This is a genomic window from Bradyrhizobium sp. WSM4874 (assembly GCF_055811835.1).
This window is the reverse complement of record NZ_JBVVPR010000023.1, coordinates 24662-50832: the sequence shown is the minus strand read 5'-3', so window position 1 is coordinate 50832 and position 26171 is coordinate 24662. Positions and strand designations below refer to the sequence as shown.

At 62.8% G+C, this 26171-nt stretch carries 25 protein-coding genes; 10 read left to right on the top strand and 15 right to left on the bottom strand.

Features of this window, described 5'->3' with window-relative positions; all coding sequences use genetic code 11:
* Positions 1 to 157 precede the first annotated feature (157 nt).
* Both AC0L3P_RS23125 and AC0L3P_RS23120 read left to right on the top strand, forming a co-directional pair.
* Positions 158 to 1333 carry an ABC transporter substrate-binding protein gene (locus AC0L3P_RS23125; protein WP_027519266.1) on the top strand — a complete coding sequence of 392 codons (1176 nt, stop codon included), beginning with the start codon at positions 158 to 160 and terminating at the stop codon, positions 1331 to 1333.
* 29 nt (positions 1334 to 1362) lie between these two features.
* Entirely contained in the window at positions 1363 to 1818 is a 456-nt protein-coding gene (locus AC0L3P_RS23120) for a cupin domain-containing protein (RefSeq protein ID WP_007601580.1), read from the top strand.
* A gap of 2 nt (positions 1819 to 1820) precedes the next feature.
* On the opposite strand, the gene AC0L3P_RS23115 is transcribed toward AC0L3P_RS23120, so the two are convergent.
* From AC0L3P_RS23115 to AC0L3P_RS23100, 4 genes are all read right to left on the bottom strand, one after another.
* Positions 1821 to 3071: a flavin-dependent oxidoreductase gene (locus tag AC0L3P_RS23115; protein ID WP_247460916.1), complete on the bottom strand. Its 1251-nt coding sequence runs from the start codon at positions 3069 to 3071 to the stop codon at positions 1821 to 1823.
* A gap of 55 nt (positions 3072 to 3126) precedes the next feature.
* A complete protein-coding gene (locus AC0L3P_RS23110) occupies positions 3127 to 5478 on the bottom strand; it encodes a bifunctional salicylyl-CoA 5-hydroxylase/oxidoreductase (protein WP_473305268.1) in 2352 nt (783 codons plus the stop codon).
* Between the two features lie 94 nt (positions 5479 to 5572).
* Positions 5573 to 6409: an enoyl-CoA hydratase family protein gene (locus tag AC0L3P_RS23105; protein ID WP_354210215.1), complete on the bottom strand. Its 837-nt coding sequence runs from the start codon at positions 6407 to 6409 to the stop codon at positions 5573 to 5575.
* Positions 6410 to 6452: 43 nt separating this feature from the next.
* Positions 6453 to 7214, bottom strand: a complete 762-nt coding sequence (locus AC0L3P_RS23100) for an SDR family NAD(P)-dependent oxidoreductase (protein WP_473305263.1) — start codon at positions 7212 to 7214, stop codon at positions 6453 to 6455.
* A 212-nt stretch (positions 7215 to 7426) separates the two neighbouring features.
* Between AC0L3P_RS23100 and AC0L3P_RS23095 the strand changes: the two genes are divergently transcribed.
* From AC0L3P_RS23095 to AC0L3P_RS23075, 5 genes are read left to right on the top strand one after another with little or no spacing between them, the layout of a single operon-like run.
* Entirely contained in the window at positions 7427 to 8224 is a 798-nt protein-coding gene (locus tag AC0L3P_RS23095; protein ID WP_473305260.1) for an alpha/beta fold hydrolase, read from the top strand.
* 12 nt (positions 8225 to 8236) lie between these two features.
* A complete protein-coding gene (locus AC0L3P_RS23090; RefSeq protein ID WP_473305256.1) occupies positions 8237 to 9526 on the top strand; it encodes an acyl-CoA dehydrogenase family protein in 1290 nt (429 codons plus the stop codon).
* A gap of 2 nt (positions 9527 to 9528) precedes the next feature.
* Positions 9529 to 11052, top strand: coding sequence for a class I adenylate-forming enzyme family protein (locus AC0L3P_RS23085; protein ID WP_473305252.1), 1524 nt, complete (start codon positions 9529 to 9531; stop codon positions 11050 to 11052).
* Positions 11049 to 12143 (top strand): NAD/NADP octopine/nopaline dehydrogenase family protein, encoded by a 1095-nt coding sequence (locus AC0L3P_RS23080; RefSeq protein ID WP_473305248.1) that lies wholly within the window; start codon positions 11049 to 11051, stop codon positions 12141 to 12143. The genes AC0L3P_RS23085 and AC0L3P_RS23080 overlap by 4 nt, the downstream gene beginning before the upstream one ends.
* Entirely contained in the window at positions 12140 to 13132 is a 993-nt protein-coding gene (locus AC0L3P_RS23075) for a 3-hydroxybutyryl-CoA dehydrogenase (protein ID WP_473305245.1), read from the top strand. Before AC0L3P_RS23080 ends, AC0L3P_RS23075 begins: the two co-directional genes overlap by 4 nt.
* Here AC0L3P_RS23075 and AC0L3P_RS23070 read toward each other — a convergent pair.
* From AC0L3P_RS23070 to AC0L3P_RS23045, 6 genes are all read right to left on the bottom strand, one after another.
* The gene (locus AC0L3P_RS23070; protein ID WP_473305243.1) at positions 13129 to 14175 is read right to left on the bottom strand and encodes a 2,5-dihydroxypyridine 5,6-dioxygenase NicX family protein; all 1047 of its coding nucleotides are present in this window, start codon (positions 14173 to 14175) and stop codon (positions 13129 to 13131) included. The genes AC0L3P_RS23075 and AC0L3P_RS23070 overlap by 4 nt on opposite strands.
* Before the next feature lie 38 nt (positions 14176 to 14213).
* Positions 14214 to 14981 carry an ABC transporter permease gene (locus AC0L3P_RS23065; protein WP_473305241.1) on the bottom strand — a complete coding sequence of 256 codons (768 nt, stop codon included), beginning with the start codon at positions 14979 to 14981 and terminating at the stop codon, positions 14214 to 14216.
* Positions 14978 to 15763: an ABC transporter permease gene (locus tag AC0L3P_RS23060; protein ID WP_473305237.1), complete on the bottom strand. Its 786-nt coding sequence runs from the start codon at positions 15761 to 15763 to the stop codon at positions 14978 to 14980. Before AC0L3P_RS23060 ends, AC0L3P_RS23065 begins: the two co-directional genes overlap by 4 nt.
* A complete protein-coding gene (locus AC0L3P_RS23055; RefSeq protein ID WP_354057747.1) occupies positions 15760 to 16605 on the bottom strand; it encodes an ABC transporter ATP-binding protein in 846 nt (281 codons plus the stop codon). Before AC0L3P_RS23055 ends, AC0L3P_RS23060 begins: the two co-directional genes overlap by 4 nt.
* A gap of 123 nt (positions 16606 to 16728) precedes the next feature.
* On the bottom strand, positions 16729 to 18423 hold the full coding sequence (gene ilvD / locus AC0L3P_RS23050; protein WP_473305235.1) for a dihydroxy-acid dehydratase: 1695 nt from the start codon (positions 18421 to 18423) through the stop codon (positions 16729 to 16731).
* A gap of 78 nt (positions 18424 to 18501) precedes the next feature.
* The gene (locus tag AC0L3P_RS23045; protein WP_027566680.1) at positions 18502 to 19485 is read right to left on the bottom strand and encodes an ABC transporter substrate-binding protein; all 984 of its coding nucleotides are present in this window, start codon (positions 19483 to 19485) and stop codon (positions 18502 to 18504) included.
* Positions 19486 to 19606: 121 nt separating this feature from the next.
* Between AC0L3P_RS23045 and AC0L3P_RS23040 the strand changes: the two genes are divergently transcribed.
* The gene (locus AC0L3P_RS23040) at positions 19607 to 20578 is read left to right on the top strand and encodes an NAD(P)-dependent oxidoreductase (RefSeq protein WP_473305462.1); all 972 of its coding nucleotides are present in this window, start codon (positions 19607 to 19609) and stop codon (positions 20576 to 20578) included.
* Between the two features lie 16 nt (positions 20579 to 20594).
* Here AC0L3P_RS23040 and AC0L3P_RS23035 read toward each other — a convergent pair whose 3' ends face one another.
* The 5 genes from AC0L3P_RS23035 to AC0L3P_RS23015 form a co-directional block, all read right to left on the bottom strand.
* The gene (locus AC0L3P_RS23035) at positions 20595 to 21149 is read right to left on the bottom strand and encodes a flavin reductase family protein (RefSeq protein WP_473305232.1); all 555 of its coding nucleotides are present in this window, start codon (positions 21147 to 21149) and stop codon (positions 20595 to 20597) included.
* A gap of 9 nt (positions 21150 to 21158) precedes the next feature.
* On the bottom strand, positions 21159 to 22388 hold the full coding sequence (locus AC0L3P_RS23030; protein ID WP_473305229.1) for an acyl-CoA dehydrogenase family protein: 1230 nt from the start codon (positions 22386 to 22388) through the stop codon (positions 21159 to 21161).
* Positions 22389 to 22571: 183 nt separating this feature from the next.
* The gene (locus AC0L3P_RS23025) at positions 22572 to 23840 is read right to left on the bottom strand and encodes a CaiB/BaiF CoA transferase family protein (protein WP_473305458.1); all 1269 of its coding nucleotides are present in this window, start codon (positions 23838 to 23840) and stop codon (positions 22572 to 22574) included.
* 237 nt (positions 23841 to 24077) lie between these two features.
* Entirely contained in the window at positions 24078 to 24506 is a 429-nt protein-coding gene (locus tag AC0L3P_RS23020; RefSeq protein WP_473305225.1) for a GNAT family N-acetyltransferase, read from the bottom strand.
* Between the two features lie 62 nt (positions 24507 to 24568).
* Positions 24569 to 24868 carry a hypothetical protein gene (locus AC0L3P_RS23015; RefSeq protein ID WP_473305223.1) on the bottom strand — a complete coding sequence of 100 codons (300 nt, stop codon included), beginning with the start codon at positions 24866 to 24868 and terminating at the stop codon, positions 24569 to 24571.
* Between the two features lie 493 nt (positions 24869 to 25361).
* Here AC0L3P_RS23015 and AC0L3P_RS23010 point away from each other — a divergent pair, with 493 nt between their 5' ends.
* Both AC0L3P_RS23010 and AC0L3P_RS23005 read left to right on the top strand, forming a co-directional pair.
* On the top strand, positions 25362 to 25562 hold the full coding sequence (locus tag AC0L3P_RS23010; RefSeq protein ID WP_473305220.1) for a hypothetical protein: 201 nt from the start codon (positions 25362 to 25364) through the stop codon (positions 25560 to 25562).
* A 108-nt stretch (positions 25563 to 25670) separates the two neighbouring features.
* Positions 25671 to 26015 carry a response regulator gene (locus AC0L3P_RS23005; protein ID WP_473305217.1) on the top strand — a complete coding sequence of 115 codons (345 nt, stop codon included), beginning with the start codon at positions 25671 to 25673 and terminating at the stop codon, positions 26013 to 26015.
* Positions 26016 to 26171: the final 156 nt, after the last annotated feature.

Sequence of the window (26171 nt, the reverse complement as noted above, 5' to 3'; positions counted from 1 at the left end):
ATTTCTTTAGGCTTCAAATATTGGCGCGCCGCTTGCATGCACCGCTGCCCGCAGGATGACGACTTGAGCTTAGCTTGCCGCGGCAGCAATCATCGGCATAAACTTGGATTGGAGTAGCGGCTTGCAGCGCAAGACCGATCGCCACGAGGGACAGATCATGAAGACGCAAATGACGTTGGCCGCAGCCGCCTTGCTGCTTGGCACCGCGGTGAGCCCTTCCCTCGCCCAGGAGAAAATCAAGCTGGGTGTGATCGTGACGCTCTCGGGACCCGCCGCCGCGCTCGGCCAACAAGTTCGCGACGGCTTTGCGCTCGGGGTCAAGGATCTCGGCGGCAAGATGGGCGGCCGCGATGTCGAGGTCGTCGTGGTCGACGACGAGTTGAAGCCGGACGCAGGGGTCACCAAGGTCAAGGGCCTTCTGGAGCGCGACAAGGTCGACTTCGTGGTCGGCCCGATCTTCTCCAACATCCTCCAGGCGATCCATCGGCCGGTCACGGAATCGAAAACCTTCCTGATCAGCCCCAATGCCGGCCCCTCTACGTTTGCCGGCAAGGACTGCAACCCGTTCTTCTATGTGACCTCGTATCAGAACGATCAGGTGCACGAAATCCTCGGCAAGGTCGCGCAGGATCGCGGCTACAAGCGCATGTATCTGATGGTGCCGAACTATCAGGCCGGCAAGGACTCGGTTGCGGGCTTCAAGCTCGACTACAAGGGCGAGATCGTCGAAGAATCCTACATGCCGCTCAACACGCTGGACTTCCAGCCGGAGCTCTCCAAGATTTCGTCACAGAAGCCCGATGCGCTCTTCACGTTCATGCCGGGTGGCCTCGGGGTCAATCTCGTCAAGCAATACCGGCAGGCTGGCCTCGCCGACAGCATTCCGGTGCTCTCGGCTTTCACGGTGGATGAATCGACCTTGCCGGCACAGCAGGACGCGGCGGTCGGCATGTTCGGCGGCGCAAACTGGGCGCCCAATCTCGACAATCCCCAGAACAAGAAGTTCGTCGCGGCCTATGAGGCCGCCTATAACGGCGTGCCGGGCACCTATGCCTTCCAGGCGTACGATGCCGCGATGCTGATCGACAGCGCCGTCAAGGCCGTGAAGGGCGACCTCTCTAACAAGGACGCGGTCGCGGCCGCTTTGAAAAAGGCCGACTTCACCTCGCTGCGCGGCGCCTTCAAGTTCAACACCAACGGTTATCCGATCCAGGACTTCTACCTGACCAAGGTTGCCAAGCGCGCGGACGGCAAGTTCCAGACCGAGATCGTCCAGAAAGTCTTTGAGAATTACGGCGACCGCTACGCCAAAGACTGCAAGGCGGCGAACTAAGCCGCAGGTCGCGTCGAGGGAGGATCACAATGAAAAGCGAAATCACCGGCATCACGCGGGCCAATGAGGGCATCCAAGGCATCTCCTGGAACATCCTCGGCCAGACCTATGTGCCGAAGAGCAACACCGAGCACAGCTTTTCCTGGCATGCGACGCTGCCGCCGGGCACGTTCGTGCCGCCGCACATTCATCCCGACCAGGATGAATATCTCTATATGCTGGAGGGCAAGCTCGATTTCATGCTCGGCAATTCCGAGTCGCAGGCGACCGCGGGCGACCTGATCCGGCTCGGCATGGGCGTGCCGCACGGCATCTTCAACAAATCGGAGCAGACCGCGAAGGTGCTGTTCTGGGTGTCACCGACCCGCAAGCTGTTCGACCTGTTCTGGGGCCTTCACAACATGAAGGAGCAGAAGCCCGAGGACGTGGTGGCGATGGCCGCCGAGTTCAACATCCACTTCCTGCCGCCGCCTCCCGGCGGCTAGATTCACGCCCGCACCGCCGCAAGTCCCGGCACTGCGGCGAAGCCGGCCTTGGTGGCATAGCCGCGCACGATGGCTTCGCGCTGGGAATAGCTCAGCACGTTGTCGACATTATCGAAACCATCAGGCGCGAGCTGCTCGACAGCGTCGATGACGCCCTCGGGGCCTCCGCGCCGGTTGGACCGGACGATGTCCGCGGTCATGGGCAGGCGCTTCTTCTCGTATTCAAGCAGCGCCTGGCGCGGATGCTCGGCGCGCACCAGCGCGTCGGCGAGGCAGCGTGCATCGAGGATGGCCTGCGAGGCGCCATTGGAGCCAACCGGATACATCGGATGCGCGGCATCGCCGAGCAGCGTGACTCTGCCCGACGACCAATAGGGCAACGGATCGCGGTCGCAGGTCGGATATTCGTAGAACTCGGGCGTGGCCGAGATCAGGCTCTTCACGTCGACGTAAGGCACCGAAAAGCGCGCCACATGCGGCATCAGCTCCTCGCGCCGGCCCGGCCGCGACCAGTCTTCCTTGCGCGGCGGCGGGGCATTGCCCTCGCCGACCTTCACCAGCACCGCCCAATTGGTGAGACGGCTCGCCGGGCTCGATCCCTCCGCAATGGGATAGATCACCACCTTGGCGTTGAGGCCGCCGGCGACGATCATCGATTTGCCGGTGAGGAACAGCGGCCAATCCCGCGCACCGCGCCACAGCATCAGGCCGTTCCAGCATGGCGGCCCCTCGCTCGGGAATAGCGTGTCACGGACCCGCGAATGGATGCCGTCGGCACCAATCAGAATGTCGCCGCGCGCAGTATGGATGTGTGCGCCTGAGCGGTCGAAGAAGTAAGCGGTGACGCCGCCCTCGTCCTGCGTGAAGGCGCCGAGGCGGCAGCCGGTGTGGATGGCCTCCGGCCCGAGCCGCTCCTCGACCGCCCGATGGATGACGCCTTGAAGGCGGCCGCGGTGGATCGAGAATTGCGGCACATCGTGGCCGGCGTCGATGCCGCGGGCCTCGCGCCAGACTTCCTGGCCGTGGCGGTTGAGGTAATAGAGCTGGTCGGTGCGGATCGCGACATCGTCAAGCTGCTGCAGCAGACCGAGACCTGCCAGCTCGCGCATGGCATGCGGCAGCGTGTTGATGCCGACGCCAAGCTCGCGGATGGTGTCAGACTGCTCGAAAATCTCGCAAGCGAGGCCCCGCGAGCGCAGCATCAATGCGGTGGTGAGACCACCGATACCGCCACCGACGATAATCGCCTTCATCGCCCTCACTCCACTCGGTACACACCAGGCAATACGGCCAAATTCGCACGGGCGGTCACTCCGCCGCAAGCGGCTTTGTCGCCTCCGCCTTGAGCTCGGCCCGGGTCTTGGGCTTAGCCTTAATTCTCAGCTCCTCGAGATCCTGCCGGTCGCGCACGCTGTTGCGGAAAATCTGATCTTTTCCGGGACGATATTGCGGAGGACAGAACGCGTCGTCCGCCCCGTACCAGGCCGCCGCCCTCATGGTGAATGAGGGATCGACCAGATGCGGCCGCCCGAGCGCGACGAGGTCCGCCCGGCCGGCAGCCAGGATGGTGTTGGCCTGGTCAGCCGTCGTGATGTTGCCGACACACATCGTGGCCACGCGCGCCTCATTGCGGACCTGGTCGGAGAACGGCGTCTGGAACATGCGCCCGTAGATCGGCTGCGCATCGCGCACGGTCTGTCCGGTCGAGACGTCGACGAGATCGACGCCGGCTTCGGCAAACGCGCGCGCGATCGCCACCGCATCGTCGCCGCCGATGCCGCCCTCGGCCCAGTCGGTCGCGGAAATGCGCACAGACATCGGCTTGTGCGACGGCCACGCGGCCCGCAGTGCCTCGAAGATTTCGAGCGGGAAGCGCAGGCGATTGACCAACGAGCCGCCATAGTCATCCGTGCGGGTGTTCGTCAGCGGCGAGATGAAGCTCGCAAGCAGATAGCCGTGGGCGCAGTGCAGTTCGAGCATGTCGAAGCCGCAGCGCTCGCCGCGCTCGGCCGCCGCGACGAAAGCATCTCTCACTGCGTTCATGCCGGCGCGATCGAGCTCGCGCGGAACCTGGCTGTCGGGGAAATAGGGCAGCGGCGATGCGGAAAACACCTCCCAGCCGCCTTCGTCCAGCGGACGGTCCATGCCGTCCCACATCAGCTTGGTCGCCCCCTTACGCCCGGCGTGCCCCAGTTGCAGGCAGATTTTTGCGGCTGAATTGGCATGGACGAAATCAACGATGCGCCGCCAGGACGCCTCCTGCTCGTCGTTCCACAATCCTGTGCAGCCCGGCGTGATGCGGGCGTCGCGGGAAACGCAGGTCATCTCCGTGAAGATCAGGCCGGCGCCGCCGATCGCGCGCGAGCCGTAGTGCACCAAGTGGAAATCGGTCGGCACGCCCTCCTTCGCCGAATACATGCACATCGGCGACACCACGGCGCGATTGGCGATCTCCATCTCGCCTAGCCGGAAGGGCTGGAACAGCGGCACCATCGGCTTCTTGGTGTCGACGTCGAAACCGCTGTCACGAACACGCTTGGCAAACGATGTTTCGACCTCCGCCACGAAGTCGGGGGCGCGAAGCTTCAGATTGTCATAGGTGATCGCCTTCGAGCGCGTCATCACGCCGAAGGCGAACTGCACAGGATCGAAATCCCAGAAGCGGTCGACATGCTCGAACCAGACCAGCGAGACGTCGGCGGCGTGCTGCGTCTTCTCGACCTCTTCGCGGCGGCCGTGCTCATAGACGTCCAGCGCCGCCTTGATGCTGGGCGCCTTCTCCATGGCGTCAGCCAGCGCGATCGCGTCTTCCATTGCGAGCTTGGTGCCCGAGCCGATCGAGAAATGCGCGCTCGCCTTGGCGTCGCCGAGCAGAACCATGTTGTCCTTGACCCAGCGCTTGCTGCGGATCATCGGGAAGTTGCGCCACGTCGAGCGGTTGGTGAGCAGTTGATGCCCATCGAGGAACCAGCCGAAGATCTCGGCCATTCGCGCAGCGGACTGGGTCTCGCTCAGGCCCGTCAGCCCGGCGCGTTCGAACGTCTCCGGATCGGTCTCGAAAATCCAGGTCGAATGTCCGGCTTCATATTGATAGGCATGGGCAATGAACGGCCCCCACTCCGTCTCCTGGAAGATGAAGGTGAAGGCATCCAGCGGCCTGGTCGAGCCCATCCAGGCGAATTTGTTGGTACGGAGGTCGACTTCCGGCGCGAAATGATCGACGTATTTGTCGCGGAAGCGGCTGTTGATGCCGTCAGCGACCAGGATCAGATCGGCGTCGGCGAAGCGGGATTCATCCTCGACGTCCACTTCGAAATTCAGGACGACACCCAGTTCGCGCGCGCGCGCCTGGAGGATCAGGAGCAGCTTCTGCCGCGAGCAGCCACAAAAGCCATTGCCGCCGACCCGATGAACCGTTCCGCGGAAGTGCACGGCAATGTCGTCCCAGTACGCGAATTCCTGGGTGATGCGACGATAGCTCGGAAGGTCGTGCTTCTCGAAATTATCAAGCGTGGCGTCCGAAAACACCACGCCGAAGCCGAAGGTGTCGTCGGCGCGGTTGCGCTCGTATACCGTGATCTCGGCGCTCGGTCGCTGCTTCTTCAGCAGGATTGCAGCGTAGAGACCCGCAGGTCCGCCACCGATGATCGCGACTTTCATGGGAGCCTCGCCAATTCAACCCGGCGAAACTATTTTAAGCCTAAAATAATCGGGCGCAAGTCCCGATTGCGGCAGGCTGCTGACAAAGCCCGGCCTAGTCGCCCCTGAAGACCGGCTTGACCTTGTTGGCGAAAGCCTCGAAGGCCCGCTCGAAATCGGCCGTCGTCATGCACAGCGCTTGAGCAACGGCTTCCGCCTCGATCGCCTCCTCCACCGACATCGCCCATTCCATGGCCAGCATCCGCTTGGTCATGGTGTTGGCAAAGGTCGGCCCCTCCGCGATTTGCCTGGCCAGCACTTGCGCTTGGGGCAGCACCTGCTCCGGCGTGACGAGGCGGCTGAAGAAGCCCCAGCGCTCGCCCTCCTCCGCAGTCATGAACCGGCCGGTATAGAGCAACTCGGAAGCGCGGGACTGTCCGATGATCCGCGGCAGGATCGCGCAGGCGCCCATATCACAACCGGCAAGGCCCACCTTGTTGAAGAGGAATGCGACCTTGGCCCCGCTCGCCGCAAGCCGCATGTCCGACGCCATGGCGATGATCGCGCCCGCGCCGGCGCAAATGCCTTCAACCGCGGCAACGATCGGCTGCGGGCAGGCCCGCATCGCCTTGACGAGGTCGCCGGTCATCCGCGTAAACGCCGTCAGCCCCTTGGTGTCCATCTTCACGAGCGGACCGATGATTTCGAACACATCGCCGCCGGACGAGAAATTGGCACCAGCGCCGGTCACGACGATGGACTTGACCGCATCGTCGAACGCGCAAGCGCGAAAGAAATCGGTGAGTTCGCGATAGCTCTCGAAGGTCAACGGATTCTTTCGTTCCGGACGATTGAGCGTGACTGTCGCAACACCATCGACGACGGCCAGCAGGAAATGCTGCGGCGAATAGTCCGCAAGCGGTAAGGTCACGGGATTGGCTGGTCTGCTCATGCGATCTCCTTGGCTTCCTCGTTCCGCGCCTTTGCCATGCGCGCTAAATCTCACCACCGGCAACAGCGATTGCCTGCCCGGTGATTGCGCCGGCGCCCTCGCCGCACAGCCAGAGCACGGCATCCGCGACCTGTTGTGGAGAGATCAATCGCCCTTGCGGATTATGTTTCGCGAGCTCGGCAATAGCCTGCTCGCGGCTGCGTCCCGTCTTTTTCATGATGTTCTCGATGCTGCCGGCGACCAGATCGGTGTCGGTGAAACCGGGACACACCGCGTTTACGGTCACACTGCTGGCAGCCATCTCGACTGCAAGGGAACGCACGAGACCGACAACAGCATGCTTGGCCGCGGTGTAAGCGCTGACGTAGGCATATCCCTTGAGCCCCGCCGTCGACGCGATCGCGACGATACGGCCATAGGGACGATCCTTCATCCCTGGCAGCACACCGCCGATAGCATGCACCACGCCCATAAAATTGACGTCCATCATGCGCGCGAACAGGGCGCTGTCGGATTTGGAGAACGGCGCGGACTCGGCGCTTCCCGCGTTGGCGATCAAAATATCGATCGGCTTCCGCGCGCTCACTTGAGCGATGGCGACTTTCAATGAGGTTTCGTCGGAGACGTCGGCGATGGCCGCAAAATGCGCTGCCCCTGCGCCGACAGCCTCTTCAAGCGTCGCAGCGTTCCGCCCGAGGACGGTCACCGTGGCACCGGCCTCGACGAGCGCGGCTGCGATGGCGCGACCAATGCCGCGACCGCCACCGGTCACCAGCGCGTGCGGCGAATGCGGTAATCCGGACATGCGCTGGTTTCCTTGCATTCTGCTGATCGCTCTCTCGATATATTTTAACCTTCAACCTTTTGCAAACAAGCCTCCACTTCGACCCGCAGCGCCGCAGGCAGAAGACGGCCTGAAAATTGCTTTAAGTATAAAATTATCTCTTCCCATCCCTCACAGGCCTGTTAGCATCGAAGGGCCGAGCAAAAGGATGTCGCGTGTCGCAGCCTGCGCCAATGATAACAAAGGACGGCCGCTTCGCCTATGAAGCCGCGGGCGATCCGGACGGGACACCTCTGATTTTCCTGCATGGCATTGGCGGTGCGGCACGGGCCTGGCGGCAGCAGCTTGCCACATTCGGCGACCGCTTCCACGCGATTGCATGGGACATGCCGGGCTATGGCGGATCGGCGCCGCTCGCCAGCGTCAGCATCGCTGCCCTGGCGGATGCGCTTCAGCAATTCATCGAACAGCTTGGTGCGAGCAAGCCAATTCTGGTCGGCCATTCCATCGGCGGCATGATCGTCCAGAAATGGCTGGCGCACTCCCCAAAACTGGCACGCGCGGTCGTGCTGGCGCAGACCAGCCCGGCGTTCGGCAAGGCCGACGGCGATTGGCAGAAATCGTTTATCGCCGCACGGCTCGGGCCGCTCGATCGCGGCGAAACGATGAAGTCGCTGGCGCCCTCTCTGGTGAAGGAACTGGTGGGCGACGATCCCGATCCCAAGGGAATGGAGGTTGCACGCGAGTGCATGGCAAGCGTACCCGAGGCGAGCTATCGCGCCATGATGCTGGCCTTGATCGGCTTCGACCAACGCAGCACCCTCAAGGACATTTCCATCCCGACGCTGCTGCTGTCCGGCTCCAAGGACAACAACGCGCCAGCGCCGATGATGGCGAAGACGGCGACCTACATTCCTTCCGCGGAATATGTCGAACTCGACTCTGTCGGCCATCTCGCCAACCTCGAACGCCCCAACGCCTTTGACGAGGCCCTCGGCCGGTTCCTGAATTCCGTCGCGGCCAAAACGTAGGATGACTGCGCAATGACCATGCAAGTCAGCAAGACCATCGGCGCGACTGACAAGGTCGCGCTGGATGCGCCGATCTTCGATCCCGTTGCATTCCGACTGAGCGACGAGCAGGCCGGCATTATCGCGCGCGCGCGAGAGATCGGCCAGAGCGTGTTCGCTGGCCGCGCCGCGACTTACGACCGCGAGGCGATCTTCCCGTCGGAGAATTATCGCGACCTGCATCGCGTCGGCTTGCTCGGTATTGCCGTCCCCAAGAAGCATGGCGGGCTCGGGGCGAATTATCAAACTTACGCACTGGCGGCAGCCGAAATCGGCCGCTATTGCGGCGCGACTGCGCTCACTTGGAACATGCACGTCTGCTCGACGCTGTGGTCGGGCCCGCTCGCCGACGATCTCGACATGGATGCAGAGACCCGCGCCGAGCACGAGCGGCGACGTGCAGTCCACTACAAGCGCATCGTCGAGGATGGCGCGATCTATTCGCAGCCCTTCTCCGAGGGCGGTGCAGCAGCGGCAGGCGGCGTCGCTTTCGGCACGGAAGCAAGGCCGGTCGCCGGCGGCTGGATCGTCAACGGCAAAAAGATCTTTGCATCACTCTCCGGCCATGCGGACTATTACGGCGTTCTCTGCACTGAGATCGAGGAAGGCGAGAAGGCTTCGCGCCGCAATACGCTTTACCTCGCCATCCCCGCAAAATCGGAAGGCGTCTCGGTCGTCGGTGATTGGGATCCGCTCGGCATGCGCGGAACGGTCTCGCGCACGCTGCTGTTCAAGGACGTGTTCGTGCCGGCAGATTCGGCGCTGATGCCGCGGGGCGTCTATTTCCAGGCCGCGATGCGCTGGCCGCACATGTTCCTGACGCTGTCGCCGACCTATATGGGCCTGGCGCAAGCCGCCTATGACTTCACCGTGCGCTATCTGCGCGGCGAAGTACCGGGCATGCCGCCGGTCAAGCGCAGGATGTATCCGACCAAGCAGATTGCGGTCGCGCAGATGCAGATCAAGCTCGAGCAAATCAAGGCGATCTGGTTCCAGGCGGTCACCGAGGCGCGCGCCAATCCGAGCAAAGAGCAGGTGCTGCGCGCCTATGCCGCGCAATATTCGGTCATGGAGGGCGCCAATGAGCTCGCTGCGCTCGCGATCCGCACCTGCGGCGGTCAGGCCATGCTCCGTTCGCTGCCGCTCGAGCGGATCTATCGCGACAGCCGCTGCGGCTCGCTGATGTTGCCCTGGACAGCCGAGCTCTGCCTCGACCGGATCGGGCGCGAGGCGCTGTACGAGGCCGGCGAAACGGACGACTAACGGTGGATCTCTGTAGTCTGATCGATCGCAACGCGGCGTTCGCGCCAGACAAGACAGCCATTGCCTTCGAAGGCGAACGGTTGAGCTATGCAGCGTTCGCTGCACGCATCGAACGCACGGTGGCGACATTGAAGCAGGAGCTCGGCGTCGGTCGGGGCGACCGCGTTGCGATCCTCAGTCTGAACCGGCCGGACTATCTGGTTCTGCTCTATGCCTGCGCGCGGCTCGGCGCGGTGCTGGTGCCCCTGAACTGGCGGCTGGCTATCGCCGAGCAGCTTTTCATTCTCACCGATGCCGGCGCCAAGGTTTTGGTGCTCGAGCAGGCATTCGAGGGGATCCTCGCCGAGCTTCAGGGGACTGCTGTTGTCGGGCTCGATTTCGAGCCGCCCCGCGGCATGACGCTCGAAAGTCTGCTGGCCCGCAGCGAGGGCACCGGCCGCAACCCGCACACTGATCTCTCCTGCCCGCTCCTCATTGTCTACACGTCAGGAACGACCGGACGCCCCAAAGGCGCGGTGCTGCGCCAGGAGGCATTGTTCTGGAACGGCGTCATGAGCCAGCACATGCACAACATGACGTCCGACGACCACGTGTTGACGCTGCTGCCGTTCTTCCACGTCGGTGGCCTCAACATCCAGACCACCGCGGCGCTCCAGCTGGGCGCGATGGTCACGGTTCACGCACGCTTCACGCCGGACACCGCGCTTGCAGCCATCGAACGGGAGCGGCCAACCTTGACCGTGATGGTGCCGGCAATCATCCAAGCCGTAAGCGAGCATCCCGCCTGGACCACGACCGACCTTTCGTCGCTCAAAGCCGTCGCGACCGGCTCGACCATCGTGCCGCCGCATCTGATCGACCGCTTCGTCGCGCGTGGCGTCCCGGTGCTTCAGGTCTACGGCTCGACGGAAACTTGCCCGATTGCGGTCTACACCCGGCTTGGTGGCGATCTCTCTCGTGCGGGATCGACTGGACTTGCCGGCCTGTGCTGCGAAGCGAAAGTGATTGATCCCGCCGGCAGCGAGGTGCCGGCGGGCGCGCCGGGAGAGATCGCGGTGCGCGGGCCCAACGTGTTCTTCGAATATTGGGGCAATGCGGACGCCACGCGCGATGCGCTGCACGACGGCTGGTATCGTACCGGCGATATCGGCCTGTGCGACGCGGACGGCTATTTCTGGGTGCGCGACCGCAAGAAGAACATGATCATTTCCGGCGGCGAGAACGTCTATCCGGCGGAGGTCGAACGCGTCCTGCTCGAACATCCCGATGTCAGCGAATGCGCGGTGATCGGCCGGCCCGATCCACGCTGGGACGAGGTGCCCATCGCCTACGTGATCCCGCGATCTGGCGGTCGTCTGGAACCTGAAGCGTTGAAGGTGCATCTCCAGGCCCAACTCGCCCGCTACAAGGTTCCGCGTGACATCGTTTTCGTCACCGACCTGCCGCGCACGGCGCTGGGCAAGGTCCAGCATTTCCTGCTGAAGCAGCTTGATGCGCAATCGCGCGCGCAAGGAGAAGCATCTTGAGGATTGCGGTTCTGGGTGGGGGAAACGGCTCTTTCGCGGCCGCGGGCGATTTTGCGCTATCGGGACATGAGGTCCGGCTCTGGCGCCGCGACGCGGATCAGGTCGCAGCACATCGCGCCGCCGGCTCGCGCATCCTGGTGAAGGATCATAACGGCTCTCACGACGTCAAGCTCGCGCTGGTCACGACCGGCATCGCCGAAGCCGTCAACGGCGCAGAGCTGATCCTATGCCCCGCCCCCGCCTTCGCGCAGCCTGATATTGCGCGCCTGCTTGCTCCACATCTGCGGGACGGACAGGTCGTGTTTCTGCCGCCGGCCACGTTCGGCTCGATGATCTTCGCCCGGGCTGCGCGGGATTCCGGCAACCACGCCAAGGCGTGCTTTGCAGAAACCGGGACCTTGCCCTGGCTGACCCGCAAGCACGGGCCGTTCGAGGTCGCGATCACCATCCGCGCCAAGCGACTGCCGGTCGGCGTTTTCCCGCTCGATCAGGCGCCGCGCGCACTTGAGGTGATCGGACAAGCTTTCCCCGGCGCGGTCGAGCCGTGCGGAGATGCTCTCTCCGGTGCGCTGATGAACGCAGGCCCGATTATCCACCCGCCGCTGATCGTGATGAATGCAGGCCCGATCGAGCATTTCGAAAAGTGGGACATTCACAAGGAAGGAACGCAAGCCGCGATTCGCCGGGTCACCGACGCGCTCGACGCCGAACGGATCGCCGTCCGTGAGGCGCTCGGATATGGCGCACCACATTTTCCGCTCGCCCATCACTATGCCAAGGAAGGCGAGATCTGGATGTACGGCCGCGGCTCGCACGACCGGCTGACCGATTCCGGCGACTGGCGCGAGCGGATCATGCTGACCGAGCACCGCTACATGAGAGAAGATTTGCGGCTTGGGCTATCGCTGCTGGTCTCCGTCGCCGGCCTAGCGGGCGTGGCTACGCCGCTGGCCAAGGCATTCCTGGCCATTGGCGGCGCAATCTGCGGTGAGGACTTTGCGCAAGGCGGCCGAACCCTCGAGACGCTGGGGCTCGGCAATCTCGGCAAGGCCGATTTGCAGACGCTTCTTCGCGGGGGATTTGACCGATGACCAGCCGAGCCATCATTGCCTGTCTCGGGGCCGGCCGCATGGGGCGCGGCATCGCGGTCGCGTTTGCCTACGCGGGGCATACGGTCACGATGATCGACATCAAGGCCCGTTCAGTGGAAGATTTCGCCAGGCTGGAGGCAGATGCGCTCGGCGAAGTCAGGACGACCTTTGCCAGCCTGTCGAAGCTGGGGCTACTGACCGAGGCGGATGTCGATCCGCTGATCGCACGGGTCTCGGTGGTGCCGGCCAGCCAGAGCGGTGCGGCACTGTCCAATGCTGGAATAGTCTTTGAAGGGGTTCCCGAAGTCGTCGAGCTCAAGCGAGATGTGCTGGGGGCGGCCTCAAAACAAGTCGGCCCCGATACGATCATCGCATCGACGACCTCGACCATTCTTGTCGACGATCTCTCGGGCGCGATCGTGAACCCTCGCCGCTTCCTCAATGTGCACTGGCTCAATCCGGCCTATCTGATCCCGCTGGTCGAGGTTTCGCCCGGTAAAGCCACCGATCCCGCTGTCATCGACGAGGTCAAGGCGCTGCTCGAAGGCATCGGCAAGGTGCCGGTGGTCTGCGCGGCGACGCCCGGCTTCATCGTTCCGCGGATCCAGGCGCTGGCGATGAACGAGGCCGCGCGCATGGTCGAGGAAGGCGTCGCCAGCGCAGAAGACATCGACAAGGCGATCCGGTACGGCTTCGGCTTCCGTTACGCCGTGCTTGGGCTGCTCGAATTCATCGACTGGGGCGGCGGAGACATCCTCTATTACGCGAGCCGTTATCTCGAAGGCGCACTCGGCAGCGACCGCTATCGTGCGCCGGAGGTCATTTCGCGGAACATGCACGAGGGCCGGATCGGCCTGCGAACGGGCGCAGGCTTTCTCGATTATTCAGGCATGGACGTCGACGCTTATCGGGCAAAACGGCTTCAGGCCATGGTCGACCTGCTCCGCCACTTTGACCTTGCGAGGCCACCGGTGCTCGATCGGAACTAGCCGAAGACGTCCTGCAGCACCCCTTCACGCACCACCGCGACACCGTCGAGCTCGATCGTCGTCCCCATCATCGGCAGATCGAAATGGCCCGCCGTGTAACGGCCGGCGAATTCGTTGGCACCGGTCGAGAACAGGAAGTTGCCGGAGACGGCACGAATTTCCGTGCCGTTGGTGTCGCGCTGATCATACATCGACAGCGCCTCGTAGCGCGCGGCCGGATTCATGCCGAAGCCGACATGCGATACCGCATAGGCTTCCCGATCGCCCCAGGCGGCAAGATAGGCACGCATCATTGCGGCATCGGTGCCCTCGCCTTCCAGCTCGACGACATAATCGTCCTTCAGCGTCATCTTCACCGGCGATGTCAGGTAGCGCTTGAACGTGAGATTGATGTCGCCGGGCGCCATCACCAGCGTGCCATTGATCGTTCCGCTCTTGGGGAAGCTGACAACGATGCCGCCGGGCCAATGCGCCAGCGTACCGGGCTTGTCCGTCCAGCCCCACACGCCGACCGTGGACGCGCCGACCATATCGACGTCGAGCGCCGCGCCGGCCTTTGACGTCACCCGCATCCGCTTGGTCCCGCGCAGCATCTTCGCCGCTGCGCGAACGCGCTTCTCGAGCGCCAGATCCGGCACCATTCGCTCCAGAGCCTCGGGATGCTCGTTGGAGATCACGAGGATACGCGCGCCCGCCTTAAGGATCTCTGGTGTCTCGACCGCATGCATCAGGCCCTCGATGGTGCAATCCACCACGAAGCCGGCCTGTTGAAGCGCAGTGATGACCGGACCGAGCCGCTGGATCGCGTCGCTTGCACCTGTCGAGCGAACCGGAACGATATTCCGGTTACGCGGGGTCGGCATGACCACGTGAAACGGTCGCGCGCCCATCCGCAGCAGCGCGAGCTCCGCCAGATGAACATTCAACGCACGTGACTGGGTTTCCGAGAGGATCGCCGCGGTATCGCCGGCCTTGACGGCGCATCGCTCAAAAATCTCGCAAAATGCGTCGATCCATTTTGCCTCGATGCGATCAGCCAGCATGGTCTACTCCCCGGTCTTCCTGTTTCTTCTTCGTCAGTTCATGCTTCGGGGAACCCCCGCAGCAGGTACGCGCGCACTGCCCCGAGCAGGCCATTCAGGATCAGGCCCAGCAGCGAGATCGTGATCAGCGGAACGAACATATCGACGGCCTGAAAAGTCCGGGCCGCCGTCACGAGGACATGTCCGAGCCCGTCGCTCGAGGTGATCATCTCCGCCAGAAACACCACGATGCAGGAAATGACAAGGCCGATCCGGCAACCGGTCAGGATCGACGGCATCGCCGCCGGCAGAACCACCTTGAACAGGATCTCATATCGCGGCGTTCCCGCCGCCATGGCCGACCAGATCAGTTTCTGCTCCACCGTCGACGCGCCGTAATAGGTAGACAACAGAATGGGAAAGAGTGCATCCGCCGCCACCAGCGTGATCTTCGATCCATGCCCGAAGCCAAGCAGCAGCAGCAATGCTGGATAGAGCGCGACCTTAGGCAGGGGCGCGAGTACGCGAACGATCGGCCGAACCACCGCGTTGATAGCCGGACTGGCGGCGGCGGCGATGCCGATGCTGACACCGAGCACGACCGCAATCGCGAAGCCGGCAAACAACCGGAACAGGGTCGCCGCAATCTCCTGCTGGAACGTCCACGTCACGAGTTGCTGAAGCAACCGAACGAAGACGTATCCCGGCGGCGGCAGCAACACTGCAGGCGCGAAGCCAAATGACACAAGGCCTTGCCACAGAGCGATCACCAGCACGATCGGCGCGAGCCCGAGGATAATGCTGGTGGAGCGAAGCTGTGGCATCATGAGAAGCTCAGCGGCATGTCGAACTGCGGTTCGGACCAGCGCACCAGCCTTGCGCGGACCCGCTCGAAGATCGCATCGAGGCAGATTCCCATCGCGCCGACGATGATGATCATCGCAAAGACGGTATCGTATTGGCCCATGTCGAGTGCGTTGAACAAGATGTTGCCGGCGCCGGACTGACGGGCGATCATCTCGCTGGTAATCATCGTGATCAGCGCCAGCACGAGTCCAGTGCGGCAACCGGTCAGAATTTCCGGAAGCGCCGCCGGCAGTACGATCCGGACCAGCCGTTGCGCAGGCGAAAGCCCCATCGCCGCGCCCGACCACAGCATCTTCTCCTCCACCGCCTTGGCGCCTTCGAAGCTGTGATAGATTACGGGCAGGCTGACGCCGAGAAAGATCACCAGCGTCTTCGTGACGTCGCCGACGCCCAGCCACAGCATGATGATCGGCATCAAGGCTGCCTTCGGAACCGGGTAGATCACCATCAGGAGCGGATTGAAGAAGGCCGCGACGGCCCGGCTGCGGCCCATCAACAGGCCGAGCGGGATCGAAACCGATACCGCTATCCCAAACCCGACCGCCATGCGGCGGAGCGAGGCCAGGATGTTGATCAGCGCTTCCTTGTCGCCGAGAATGTCCGGGATTGCACGGATCGCCTCGATCGCAGTCGGAAAGCTGTCGTTCTTTAATGCGAGGGACGCCACCTGCCACATCGCCAGCAATCCGATGCAGGCAAGCACCGGGGCAGCCCGTCTCGCCAAGGCGGCGGGCGATATCATGAGGGAGACCCGACAGGGTCGGTCTCGTCGAACATCCGCTCGATATCGACAACGTATTTTTGGTAGCGAGGGTCGAGCAGCAGCTCGCTGCGACGGCGCGGCCGCGGCAGATCGATGTCGATGACCTCGCGGATGCGGCCGGGAGACTTCGACATCATCACGACCTTGTCTGACAGGAAAACCGCTTCGTCCACCGAATGCGTGACGAACAACACCGTCTTGCGATCACGCTCCCAGATATTCAACAGATCGTTCTGCAGGCGCGTTCGCGTGTGAGCATCGAGCGCGCCGAACGGCTCGTCCATCAACAGAACCTCAGGATGGTAAGCCAACGTTCGAGCCAGTGCCACGCGCTGCTTCATGCCGCCGGACAGCTCCTTGGGATAGAAATTCTCGTAGCCCTTGAGCCCGACCATCTCGATCAAGGCCCGGCTCTGTGCTTCCGCCTCGGTGGTGCGCACGCCCTGCTGGCGAGGGCCATACATCACATTGCCCAGCACGGTCTTCCACGGAAACAACGCGAACTCCTGGAACACCGGACCGCGATCCGGCCCTGGTCCCGTGATCGTCCGTCCCCTGATCTTCGCTGAGCCGCTGGTCGGGCTGACAAAGCCGCCGACGACGTAAAGCAATGTCGACTTGCCGCAGCCGGACGGACCAAGGATGGAGACGAAGGCTCCCTCGTCGATCGCCAGCGAGATGTCCGACAGCGCCACATGATCCTTGCGCGCCGAGGTCTGAAATACCTGCGAGACGCTCTCGATCTCGATGATTGCAGAAGCCGGTTTTTGCGGCGTCACCGGTCTCACCCATTCGCTCGATCTCGAAGGCACTACCTTCATCCCGTCTCACTTCGTTCGCGCGCGAACCGTGCGCAACAGTCTCGCTGAATGCCCTCCTTCAGCGGCACCAGCTTAGCAAGAAACTTGCCAGACCACGGGCTGTTTTCGGGCAAGTGCGCCGCGTCATCCGAACCAGGGCCATTCTGCGGGCCCCTCATGCGTCACGGCCCCGCCCGGTGCCTGCCCAACCAATCGCGCATATTTCGCCAGCGCGCCTGCGCGGTGACGAGGCGGACGCGGCTTCCAATCGTGTCGGCGAGCAGTGAATTCCTCCTCGTCGACCAGCATATCCATCCGCCGATTTGCGGCATCGATCCGGATCCTGTCGCCATCGCGAACCAGCGCCAGCGGACCGCCAACGAAGGCCTCGGGGGACACATAGCCGATGCACATTCCGCGCGTGGCGCCGGAGAACCGTCCATCCGTGATCAGGGCGACCTTCTCGCCCATGCCCTGTCCATAGATCAGCGCGGTGACGCCGAGCATCTCGCGCATGCCGGGACCGCCCACCGGCCCCTCGTTGCGGATCACGAGAACCTCGCCCGCCTGATAGGTGCGATCACGAACCGCCGCGACGCAGGCCTCCTCGTCTTCGAAAACGCGCGCCACGCCTTCAAAGAACTGGCTCTTCAGGCCCGCGACCTTGATGACCGCGCCGTCGGGACAGAGGTTTCCCTTCAGCACCGCGACGCCGCCATCTGGCATGATCGGCGCGCGAGCCGCATAAACGACCTCTCCGTCAGGTGCGTTGGCGGTGCCATATTCTTCGGCGATTGCACGGCCCGTGACGGACAGGCAGCTGCCATCAATATGTCCGCTCTGGATTAGCTCCCTGATCACCACGGCGGCACCGCCGATATCGTAGACATCCTTCGCCGTATATTTGCCTCCCGGCCGCAGGTTTCCGATCAGCGGCGTCCTGGCAAAGACCTCGCCGACATCATCGATCGTGAATGCGATGCCGGCCTCGTTCGCGATCGCCGGCAGATGCAGCGCAGCATTGGTCGAACCGCCCGTGGCAGCCACGATCGCCGCCCCGTTTTCCAGGGATTTCCGCGTCACGATGTCGCGCGGCAAAGGCCCGCCGCGCTCCAGCATCTCCATGATGAGGCGCCCCGCTCGCCTGGATAGCTGCGCGCGCTCGGCATAGACACCCGGCACCATCGACACGTTGGGAATGGTGAGGCCCATCGCTTCCGACACCATCCCCATCGTGTTCGCGGTGAACTGCCCGGCGCACGCGCCGATTGTCGGCAGGCAGGCTCGCTCGATCCGTTCAAGCGTGGCGCCGTCGATCTCTCCCGTCATGAAGCTGCCGACAGCCTCATAGGAGTCGAGCACGGTCAGGGTCCGCCCGTCTACGCGGCCCGGTAGCGAACTGCCGCCATAGATGAAAATGGCCGGCACGTTACACCGGACCATGCCCATCATCACGCCGGGAAGCGTCTTGTCGCATCCGCCGTATCCGATCAGTGCATCGTAGGCGAGACCATGGACGACGGCTTCGATCGAGTCGGCAATCAGCTCCCGCGAAAACAGGGAGAACTTCATCCCCTCGTGATTCATGCTGATACCGTCGGAAACCGATACGGTCGAAAACTCGCGCGGCGTGCCGCCGGCCTCTTCGATTCCGGTCTTGGCCGCTGCGACCTGAAAGTCGTGCGTCATGTTGCAGGGCGTCTGTTCGCCCTTCATGCTGACGACGCCGACCATCGGCTTGGCAATCGCAGCGTCGTCGAGCCCCATGGCGCGCATAAACGCACGGTGCGGAGCTCTGTCGAGACCATCCGTCGTGATCCTAGATCGGAGCTTCTTCATACGTGCATCTTCTTCATGCAACGTCCGGGATCATCCTGGACGCCGCATCCTTCCCGCTCGGTTCATTCGCCCGATCGCCTATTGCAGCGGAGCGACGATCGTCGAATGCTTGAATTGCGCGACATCCAATTTTGGCAGCATCCCTGTCTCCGCGTAGATGTCCAGCATCTTCTGGATCGCGGGGAAATTCGGTGCCGCGCCTGGATCGCGGCCGAAATCATTGTCCTTGAGCAGATAGGTCTCGAGAACCGGAATAGGTGCCTTCAGGACTTCGTTGACGACCTTCAACGTCTCTTCGCGGTTAGCCAGCGCTTTCTTCATGCCAGAGGTAATGTCACGCACGTAAGCCTTGACCAGTTCCGGGTTCTTGTCGACGAAATCGGCACGGCAGGCTTCCAGGATGTGCACGATGTTGGGCATCGCTTGCGACAGCGAGAACAGTTTGCGCGTGCCGCCCTTCGCCTCCGCGCGCGCGGCAAACGGCTGGTTCATGTTGACCGCATCGACGCGGCCCTGCCGCAACGCATCTTCGGAGACGGCAAAGCCGACCTCGACCAGCTTGATGTCCTTGGCCGGATCGATGCCGTTCTGCTTCAGCAACAGATTGAACGGGCCCTGGGTGCCGCCGCCGATCACTGAGATTCCGACCGTCTTGCCCTTGAGATCGGCGATCGTCTTGATCGGGGAGTCGTCCATGACAGCCCAGTAGACCGAGAAACCGCCGGCCTTCTCGAAGACATGCTGCGCCACGATGTAGGCCTTGAGGTTGCCGCCAACCACGCCGTTGGCGAGCGACAGCGGCGCCTGGGTCGCGCAATCCAGCGCGCCCGCCGCCAACGCCTGCGTCATCGGAGCGGTGCCCTGAAACTGGGTCCATTCGATGTTGTAGGCCTTGCCGATATTGGGAAACTCAGCCGGCCGGCGCATCATCCAGTATTTGGATTCCTCGGCCGGAATCGTCCAGCCGACGCGAATTGTCTGCTGCGCCCATGACGAGCCTGCGCTCGCGCTCACGGCCGCTGCCGCCCCCAAAGCCAGGATCCACTTCGAAACGGTTCGCATCGTGCCCACTCCGCTGCCCAGGCGCCGACCGGCGCCATCCAACCCGACCGCGCCAAATGTTTCATGGTTCAAACAATCAAGCAAGCCATGCAGGCCGGGCGGTTTCGTCGTGGAATACGCCATGTATGGTAGTGCAGCGTCGCGGAGCGACAGATGGAGACAATCTATGGCTGAGGGGAGAAAGACAAACCCGCAAAGCGTCGAGCGGCTCGGCTATATCGGCCTTGGATTGATGGGGACACCGATGACCCGGCGGCTGCTCAAGGCCGGCCATCAGGTCACTGTCTGGAACCGTTCGGAAGGGAAGATGGCCGCGCTTGTCGAGGCTGGTGCCGGGCGCGCAGCCACCCCCCGTGACTTGATGGAGAGCTCGGACGTCGTCTTCATGTGCGTGACGGATGCGGCTGCCGTGGAAGAGGTGATCTTCGGGGCCGAGGGCATCTCAACTGCGCCCGGCGCGGGCAAGCTCGTGGTCGACTTCTCGTCCATCCATCCTGATGCCGCACGGGACCTTGCAACGCGATTGTTAGCCGCGAACGGCGCGGGCTGGATCGATGCGCCGGTCTCCGGTGGTACCAAGGGCGCCGAGGAAGGCACGCTTGCCATCATGGCCGGCGGAAAATCCAGCGATATCGAGCGGGTCCGCCCCTACGTGCTGGCTATGGCACGCAGGCTCACCCACATGGGCCCGACCGGCGCCGGCCAGACCACAAAGCTATGCAACCAGGTGATCGTCGGATGCGCGATGGCTGTTCTTGCGGAGGCAACACGCCTTGCCGTGAACGCCGGAATCGATGCCAACCGCTTGCCCGAAGCACTCGCCGGCGGCTTCGCGGACTCCATTCCGTTGCAGCTGTTCGTGCCGCGGATGGTCCAGGGTATTCACTCACCGCCGCTTGGTCACATCGCTACAATGCTCAAGGACCTCGATACGGTCGCCGATGTCGCGCAGACGACATCGACGCCGGTGCCCATGGCCTCTCTCGCAGGACAACTTTTCAGGCTCGCCAAAGCCGCGCGAGGCGCGGACGCGGACGCGCTCGAAATCTACAAGCTTTCGGCTGGGTGCGCTGAACCGTCGACCGCAAGCTAAAGCACACGTCGAGTGACTATTTGCGTTCGTCGTCGGCGAGAAATCGGCCAAACGCACCCCGCGCGAAGAGCAGCGGCTCCTTCGCATTGTAAGTATAGGCCTCGACCGCACCGAGAAAAATCACGTGGTCGCCGCCGTAATAGCGATTGACCGAGCGGCATTGAAAATTGGCGACGCTCTCAGCGAGCACCGGCGCGTTGCCGAGGCCCGGCGTCCAGTCAACACCGGTGAACTTGTCATCAGACGATTTGGCGAATTTGCTCGCAAGCGCCTGTTGCGAAACACCAAGAACGTTGACCGTGAAATGACTGGCGTTCTGGAAGATGGTTAGACTAGAGGAATAGACGACCAGGCTCCAAAGAACCAGCGGAGGATTCAGCGAGACCGAGGCGAACGAATTGCACGTCAGGCCATAGGGCTTGCCGTCAGGAGCAGTGGCTGTGATGATCGTCACCCCTGTGGCATAGGTGCCAAGCGCGCTGCGAAAATCGCGGGGATCGATCGCTGAATTGTCGCTCGCGAACTCGTTGGCCGGATCGGGAACGGCAGGCTGCTTCGGCAGATCATTCATCGGCCGGCCTCACAGCGTGAGATTCTCGGACGGCAGGCCCAGCGCCACGCGTCCATAATTGGTCCCGGCCGCATCGAAATTGAACGCGAGATGCGAATTGATCGCGTGCGCATCGCGGAATTGCCGCTGCAACGCGCCCGTAGTGAACAGGCCCCGTGCTCCGCTCGCGGCAAACAGCATCGACACCGCATCCGTGCAGAAGTTTACTGAAAAAGCGCCGTCGCGCCGATATCTGGTCTTGGTCGCCATATCTGGAATATGACCCCGCCTTGCATCCTCCATGGCATTCAGACAGGCCGAGCGCATGATCAGGCGTGCCGCGTCGATCTTCGCCGAGGCCTCGGCTATCTTGATCTGGGTGCTTTGAAAATCGCTCAGCCTGGCGTGGTTGTAGGTGGAAATACGATGACGGACGACCTCCGCATAATCGTCGAGACACGCCTGCGCGTTTCCCAGCGCGACGCCTGAGAGGACGTAGGGAAACAGCGAGAACACCGGGAGCGCATACAGCGGGTTGGGATTGAGCTTGCTTCCCGGAGTCGGCCCACCGTCAAGATCGCCGACCGCGACCGTCATGTCGTCGGGCACGAAAGCGTCCCTGACCTCCACGTCGCAAGACCCTGTCCCGCGCAGCCCCGTGACATTCCAGGTGTCGAGGACTTTGTAGTCGGCTTTCGGGAGCAGAAATATCCGATACTCGATGCCGTCTGCCTCATCGTCGGAGTAGACCACGCTTGCAAGCATGTTCCATGCGCAAGAGGCGACGCCCGAGGAGAACGGCCAGCTGCCATGGAGCCGGTATCCGCCCTCGACTCTCGTGGCACGCCCGGCGGGAAAAATGAACGAGGACGCGATCAGCGCGTCCGGATCACGACTCCAGACCAGATCCTGCGCCGTCGGCTCGAACATGCCGAGCATCCAGTGATGGCTCGCCAGATTGGCCAGATTCCACGCCACCGACGCGTCTGCTTGTCCGAGCAGGTCCGCGCAATCGATCAAGGCGACATAATCGAGTTCTGCGCCGCCAATGCGCTTCGGCTGAAGCATCCGGAACAGGCCGGCGTCGTGCAGATCCTTCTCGGTTTCCGGCGGCAGATGCCGCAACTCTTCCGTTCGCGCCGCCCGCTCGCGCAGCCGCGGCAGAAGGACCCGGGCCTTTGCGACCATTGCCGCATGGGCAGGTTCATCGGATTGCGCCGCCGCGGGCCGGCCCACGCTCGGCTCTTGACCAGGCGCCATTCGTATCCCTCGCTTTCACGCATTTATGCGGCGAGACCTTTGCCAAATCAAGCCGAGGCAGCGCTGTCCGGGTATGGTCGCCCTGAACCCGGCTGCCCGGGAAGGGCGATGCCGCGAGGTGGCATCGCCAAGCTGTGATCCGCAAGCCCCGCGAGGCCTTGCCTGCAGGAATCAACCCCTCGCTCAGACCGACGTCGAGGGTTTGCCCGGGCCGAACACGCCTTTTTGGGTGAACTGCGAGATCCGGCGCTCATCGTAACCGAGCGTATCACGCAAGACCTGCTCCGTGTGCTCGCCCAGCAACGGAGCAGCCACAGGATCAATCGGGCCGGTCAAGCTCATGGCAATCGGCGGCTCGATGTTCGGGACCCACTCCGCCGTACGATGTGGAATCCGGTTCAAGCGATGGCGCTCGCGCGCCTCCGGTGCATTGAATCCCTCCTCGACAGTCCGGAGATAGCCGACCGGGATATTGGCCAGCTTCATCTTGGTCATCCAGTTCTCGAGGGTGTCGCTCGCAAAGACCTCCGCAATGGCCGCTCGCAAGAGCTCCCTGTGCTCGGAGCGGGCTTTGCGCGTCGCAAACTGCGGATCAGTGATGAGATCAGGCCTGTTCAGCACCTCGACGACCAATCTGCGATAGAGCCGGTCATTGGCACACGCGATGTAGAGCGGCCCATCGGAGGCCTCGTAAACGCCGACGGTGGGAGACCCGCTCGGCGAATTACCGAACCGCCCTGGGTTCTCGCCGTTGATCAGATAAGCCATGCCATAGAATCCGGTCATGCCCATCGCGACGTCGAACAGGGCGACCTCGACATGCTGACCGCGACCGAGCCGATCCCGGGCCAACAGCGCCATCAGGATGGCGTTGCAGGCAGACATCCCCGTCGCCATGTCCACGATGGGCGGGCCGGTGCGAACCGCCGGGCCATCGGCAAATCCGTTGAGCGACATGAAGCCGCTTTCCGCCTGCGTGATCGGATCAAAACCGGGACGCGAGGCAAATGGTCCGGTGCGCCCGTAGGCGGAGATCGAGCAATAGACCAGCCGCGGATTGAGCGGCGCAACAGTTTCATAGTCCAGGCCAAATTTCTTCATGACCCCGCTGGAAAAGTTCTCGACGACCACGTCGGCCTTGCGAATCAAATCCAGCGCGATCTCACGAGCCTCCGGCACGGTAAGGTCGAGCGCGATGCCGCGCTTGTTGCGATTCAGGCTGAGATAGGCAGCACTCTCTCCACCGATCTCGGCGTGTTCATACGCACGCGTGTCATCGCCCCCGTCCGGATTTTCGATCTTGATGACGTGCGCGCCGAAATCAGCAAGCGTCTGCGTACAGGCCGGGCCAGCAACCACACGCGTGAAATCGACGACCAGCAGACCATCGAGCGCGGTAGGCGCGCCCGTCGCCCGCGACGAACGTTCCGGCAATTGAGGCTTGGTGGGCATCGACGGCGCTCCCTTACATCGGCTTATGGTTGCCGAATTTCCCGCAGGAGCAAACTTAAAGCCCGGCACCGCTGACTTCGCAAGTCCTTCGCCCGCATCGCTTCAATACGCAAAAAGGGACCGGCAGCTGTCAAGCTGCCGGGCCCTTGGACGTTCCGTGTTGCGCTCCATCTCGCGCGAACCATTTTCCGTTGCGGGAATCGCGTTCCGCACCACGGGAAACCTGGCTCCATTCGCTCAGCGAAGCCGCTTTCGCCAGTAAAGCGTGTGCGCCCAAACCCAGGGCACAAGGGGTTCGAAGAGCCGATAGCCCGCCCGGATGAAATTATTGGCAGACACCGGATTGTCCGTCGTATCCGAGACGATGCTGTCCCATCCAATACGCCGTCCTCTCGCCTCGATCACCCGCATCAGCCTGCACTGGAGGTCACGTCCCCAGTGCCGCTGCAACACACCGACCCTGTAGAAATAGCCGCCATTTCGAATGTGCGTTGACGGCACGACACCTGCGAATGCTACCGGCTCACCGCCGTGGTAGGCAAGCCACCACGCCCCTAACTCGAATTGTGGCAAGGCAGCCGCATCGAAGAACGTCGACTGATGCCGATCGGCCAATGTGTCGGCGATGTCGTCATCGGATGCATCGACAATGCGAATTCTGTACATGAGACGGTCCATTGGCGAAGGACGACGGGAGTGGAATGCAGCAATGTCGTCGCGGCTAAGGCTCACTTGCCGAGCACGACCTTGACGCTTAGCCCGACCACACCCATCAGGCCGGTGGCGATCACCGTAATCACGGCCTTGAGCGTGTAGCTCTGCGCCTGCTCCACGCTCGTTCGCCATCGGCGCAAGTGCTGAAAATCAGCCCTCAGCTCCTTTCGGTCGTCATCTTCGATTCCGAAAGACGCCAGCACCGATGCCACCGTCCTCAATACGATGGCATCGATATTCGCCTGCTGAAGCCTGTGTTGCTCGGCCAGCGTCTCGGCAACGATCGCCCTGATTTCGTCATCTGGCATCTTCACCGCTGGATGATCCCCGCAACATTCTCAAAAGCCGCCCTTGGCGAAGTAGAAGGAGACAAGAGATTGGCTGTGATCGCCGCAAATCCAGCGAGAGCGTCCGCGGAACCAAAGACGAGGACCCGGCCCAGACCAGGAAGCTTGCCAGGTAGAGCGCGACGCAATAGCCCGTCAATTTGTCTCGCTCCACCAGTGCCGATCTCCGCTCCCGGAGACCGCAGCGGCGCGAGCGAAGAGCCCGGCGCCGCGGGCCGGCTCGCTTCGGCGTGCAGGGCCAGCAATGGTACGGACGGCGGCGCGCCGATCGGCGCTCCAGGTTTGACCGGATGCGCGACCACAGTCGCTCTCGACATCGAGACGAAAAAACCCGCGGCGGATGCTTTCCGCGCGGGTCAACCAAACTCGTTTCGATGATGGCAGTATGCCGGTGTTTTGCCCGACGTGTCAAACGAACGAATTCGCGCAGGCTGCGTTAGGCGATCAGGAGAGCCGGCAGATGACGCTCAAGACGAATTCACAAAACACATCGCGAAATCGTCCAGGACGAAAGCCGCGTATCGACAAGGACCGCGACACGCAAGAGACCATCGTTGAAGACGCCGGCGTTACGGAGGACAGCGACCGCGATCTCGTGCATGGCGAGGGCGGCACCATCGACCTTCCCACCAGGCCCGGCGATTTGTCGAAGGACGATTAGGCTGCTTCGCGAGCGGCGCGACGCGTAAAACATCGCTCATTCGACCACGTCGTGCCGGAACTTACGCCAAGGCGGGCGCGTTCGTTCCTTCAGGAGGAACATTGTGCGATGAGCCATACCGTACTGGTTGTTGACGACGATCCCGGCGTGCTCGACGTCATCGTCGACATGCCGGAAGATCTCGGTTGCGAAGTCATCAGCGCCCGGAGCGGCCCGGATGCGCTCGACCGGCTCAGGCAGAACCAGAACATTTCCATCCTCATCACCGACATCAACATGCCTGGGATGGACGGTCATGAACTGGCAGAGTTGGCCAGACGACGCCGCCCGGAACTGAAGATCCTGCAATTGTCGGGACGTGAGCCCCGGCGCGACGGCCTTCCCATGATCAGAAAGCCGTTCTCGTTCGAGGAACTCGCCAGCACCATGCAGCGGACCACCGGCATCTGCTGAAGGCCGCAAGCCCAAAACGTCGGAAAGCGCAAGAACCCAAAACAAAACCCGCGGCGGATCGCCTCCGCGCGGGTTGAACCAAACTCTTTTCGATGATGGCATCATGCCGGTGTTTTGCCCGACGTGTCAACGCGGCGAACGCGGACAAAGGATTGC

What these genes read in the sequence shown, in the direction of transcription:
- AC0L3P_RS23055 (WP_354057747.1), bottom strand. Translation starts at nt 16,605, where the DNA reads ATGAAGGTAGTGCCTTCGAGATCGAGCGAATGGGTGAGACCGGTGACG.
- AC0L3P_RS23120 (WP_007601580.1), top strand. Translation starts at nt 1,363, where the DNA reads ATGAAAAGCGAAATCACCGGCATCACGCGGGCCAATGAGGGCATCCAA.
- AC0L3P_RS23010 (WP_473305220.1), top strand. Translation starts at nt 25,362, where the DNA reads ATGACGCTCAAGACGAATTCACAAAACACATCGCGAAATCGTCCAGGA.
- AC0L3P_RS23025 (WP_473305458.1), bottom strand. Translation starts at nt 23,840, where the DNA reads ATGCCCACCAAGCCTCAATTGCCGGAACGTTCGTCGCGGGCGACGGGC.
- AC0L3P_RS23020 (WP_473305225.1), bottom strand. Translation starts at nt 24,506, where the DNA reads ATGTACAGAATTCGCATTGTCGATGCATCCGATGACGACATCGCCGAC.
- AC0L3P_RS23060 (WP_473305237.1), bottom strand. Translation starts at nt 15,763, where the DNA reads ATGATATCGCCCGCCGCCTTGGCGAGACGGGCTGCCCCGGTGCTTGCC.
- AC0L3P_RS23100 (WP_473305263.1), bottom strand. Translation starts at nt 7,214, where the DNA reads ATGTCCGGATTACCGCATTCGCCGCACGCGCTGGTGACCGGTGGCGGT.
- AC0L3P_RS23090 (WP_473305256.1), top strand. Translation starts at nt 8,237, where the DNA reads ATGACCATGCAAGTCAGCAAGACCATCGGCGCGACTGACAAGGTCGCG.
- AC0L3P_RS23095 (WP_473305260.1), top strand. Translation starts at nt 7,427, where the DNA reads ATGATAACAAAGGACGGCCGCTTCGCCTATGAAGCCGCGGGCGATCCG.
- AC0L3P_RS23110 (WP_473305268.1), bottom strand. Translation starts at nt 5,478, where the DNA reads ATGAAAGTCGCGATCATCGGTGGCGGACCTGCGGGTCTCTACGCTGCA.
- AC0L3P_RS23065 (WP_473305241.1), bottom strand. Translation starts at nt 14,981, where the DNA reads ATGATGCCACAGCTTCGCTCCACCAGCATTATCCTCGGGCTCGCGCCG.
- AC0L3P_RS23125 (WP_027519266.1), top strand. Translation starts at nt 158, where the DNA reads ATGAAGACGCAAATGACGTTGGCCGCAGCCGCCTTGCTGCTTGGCACC.
- AC0L3P_RS23070 (WP_473305243.1), bottom strand. Translation starts at nt 14,175, where the DNA reads ATGCTGGCTGATCGCATCGAGGCAAAATGGATCGACGCATTTTGCGAG.
- AC0L3P_RS23030 (WP_473305229.1), bottom strand. Translation starts at nt 22,388, where the DNA reads ATGGCGCCTGGTCAAGAGCCGAGCGTGGGCCGGCCCGCGGCGGCGCAA.
- ilvD (WP_473305235.1), bottom strand. Translation starts at nt 18,423, where the DNA reads ATGAAGAAGCTCCGATCTAGGATCACGACGGATGGTCTCGACAGAGCT.
- AC0L3P_RS23005 (WP_473305217.1), top strand. Translation starts at nt 25,671, where the DNA reads ATGAGCCATACCGTACTGGTTGTTGACGACGATCCCGGCGTGCTCGAC.
- AC0L3P_RS23075 (WP_473305245.1), top strand. Translation starts at nt 12,140, where the DNA reads ATGACCAGCCGAGCCATCATTGCCTGTCTCGGGGCCGGCCGCATGGGG.
- AC0L3P_RS23035 (WP_473305232.1), bottom strand. Translation starts at nt 21,149, where the DNA reads ATGAATGATCTGCCGAAGCAGCCTGCCGTTCCCGATCCGGCCAACGAG.
- AC0L3P_RS23115 (WP_247460916.1), bottom strand. Translation starts at nt 3,071, where the DNA reads ATGAAGGCGATTATCGTCGGTGGCGGTATCGGTGGTCTCACCACCGCA.
- AC0L3P_RS23045 (WP_027566680.1), bottom strand. Translation starts at nt 19,485, where the DNA reads ATGCGAACCGTTTCGAAGTGGATCCTGGCTTTGGGGGCGGCAGCGGCC.
- AC0L3P_RS23105 (WP_354210215.1), bottom strand. Translation starts at nt 6,409, where the DNA reads ATGAGCAGACCAGCCAATCCCGTGACCTTACCGCTTGCGGACTATTCG.
- AC0L3P_RS23040 (WP_473305462.1), top strand. Translation starts at nt 19,607, where the DNA reads ATGTATGGTAGTGCAGCGTCGCGGAGCGACAGATGGAGACAATCTATG.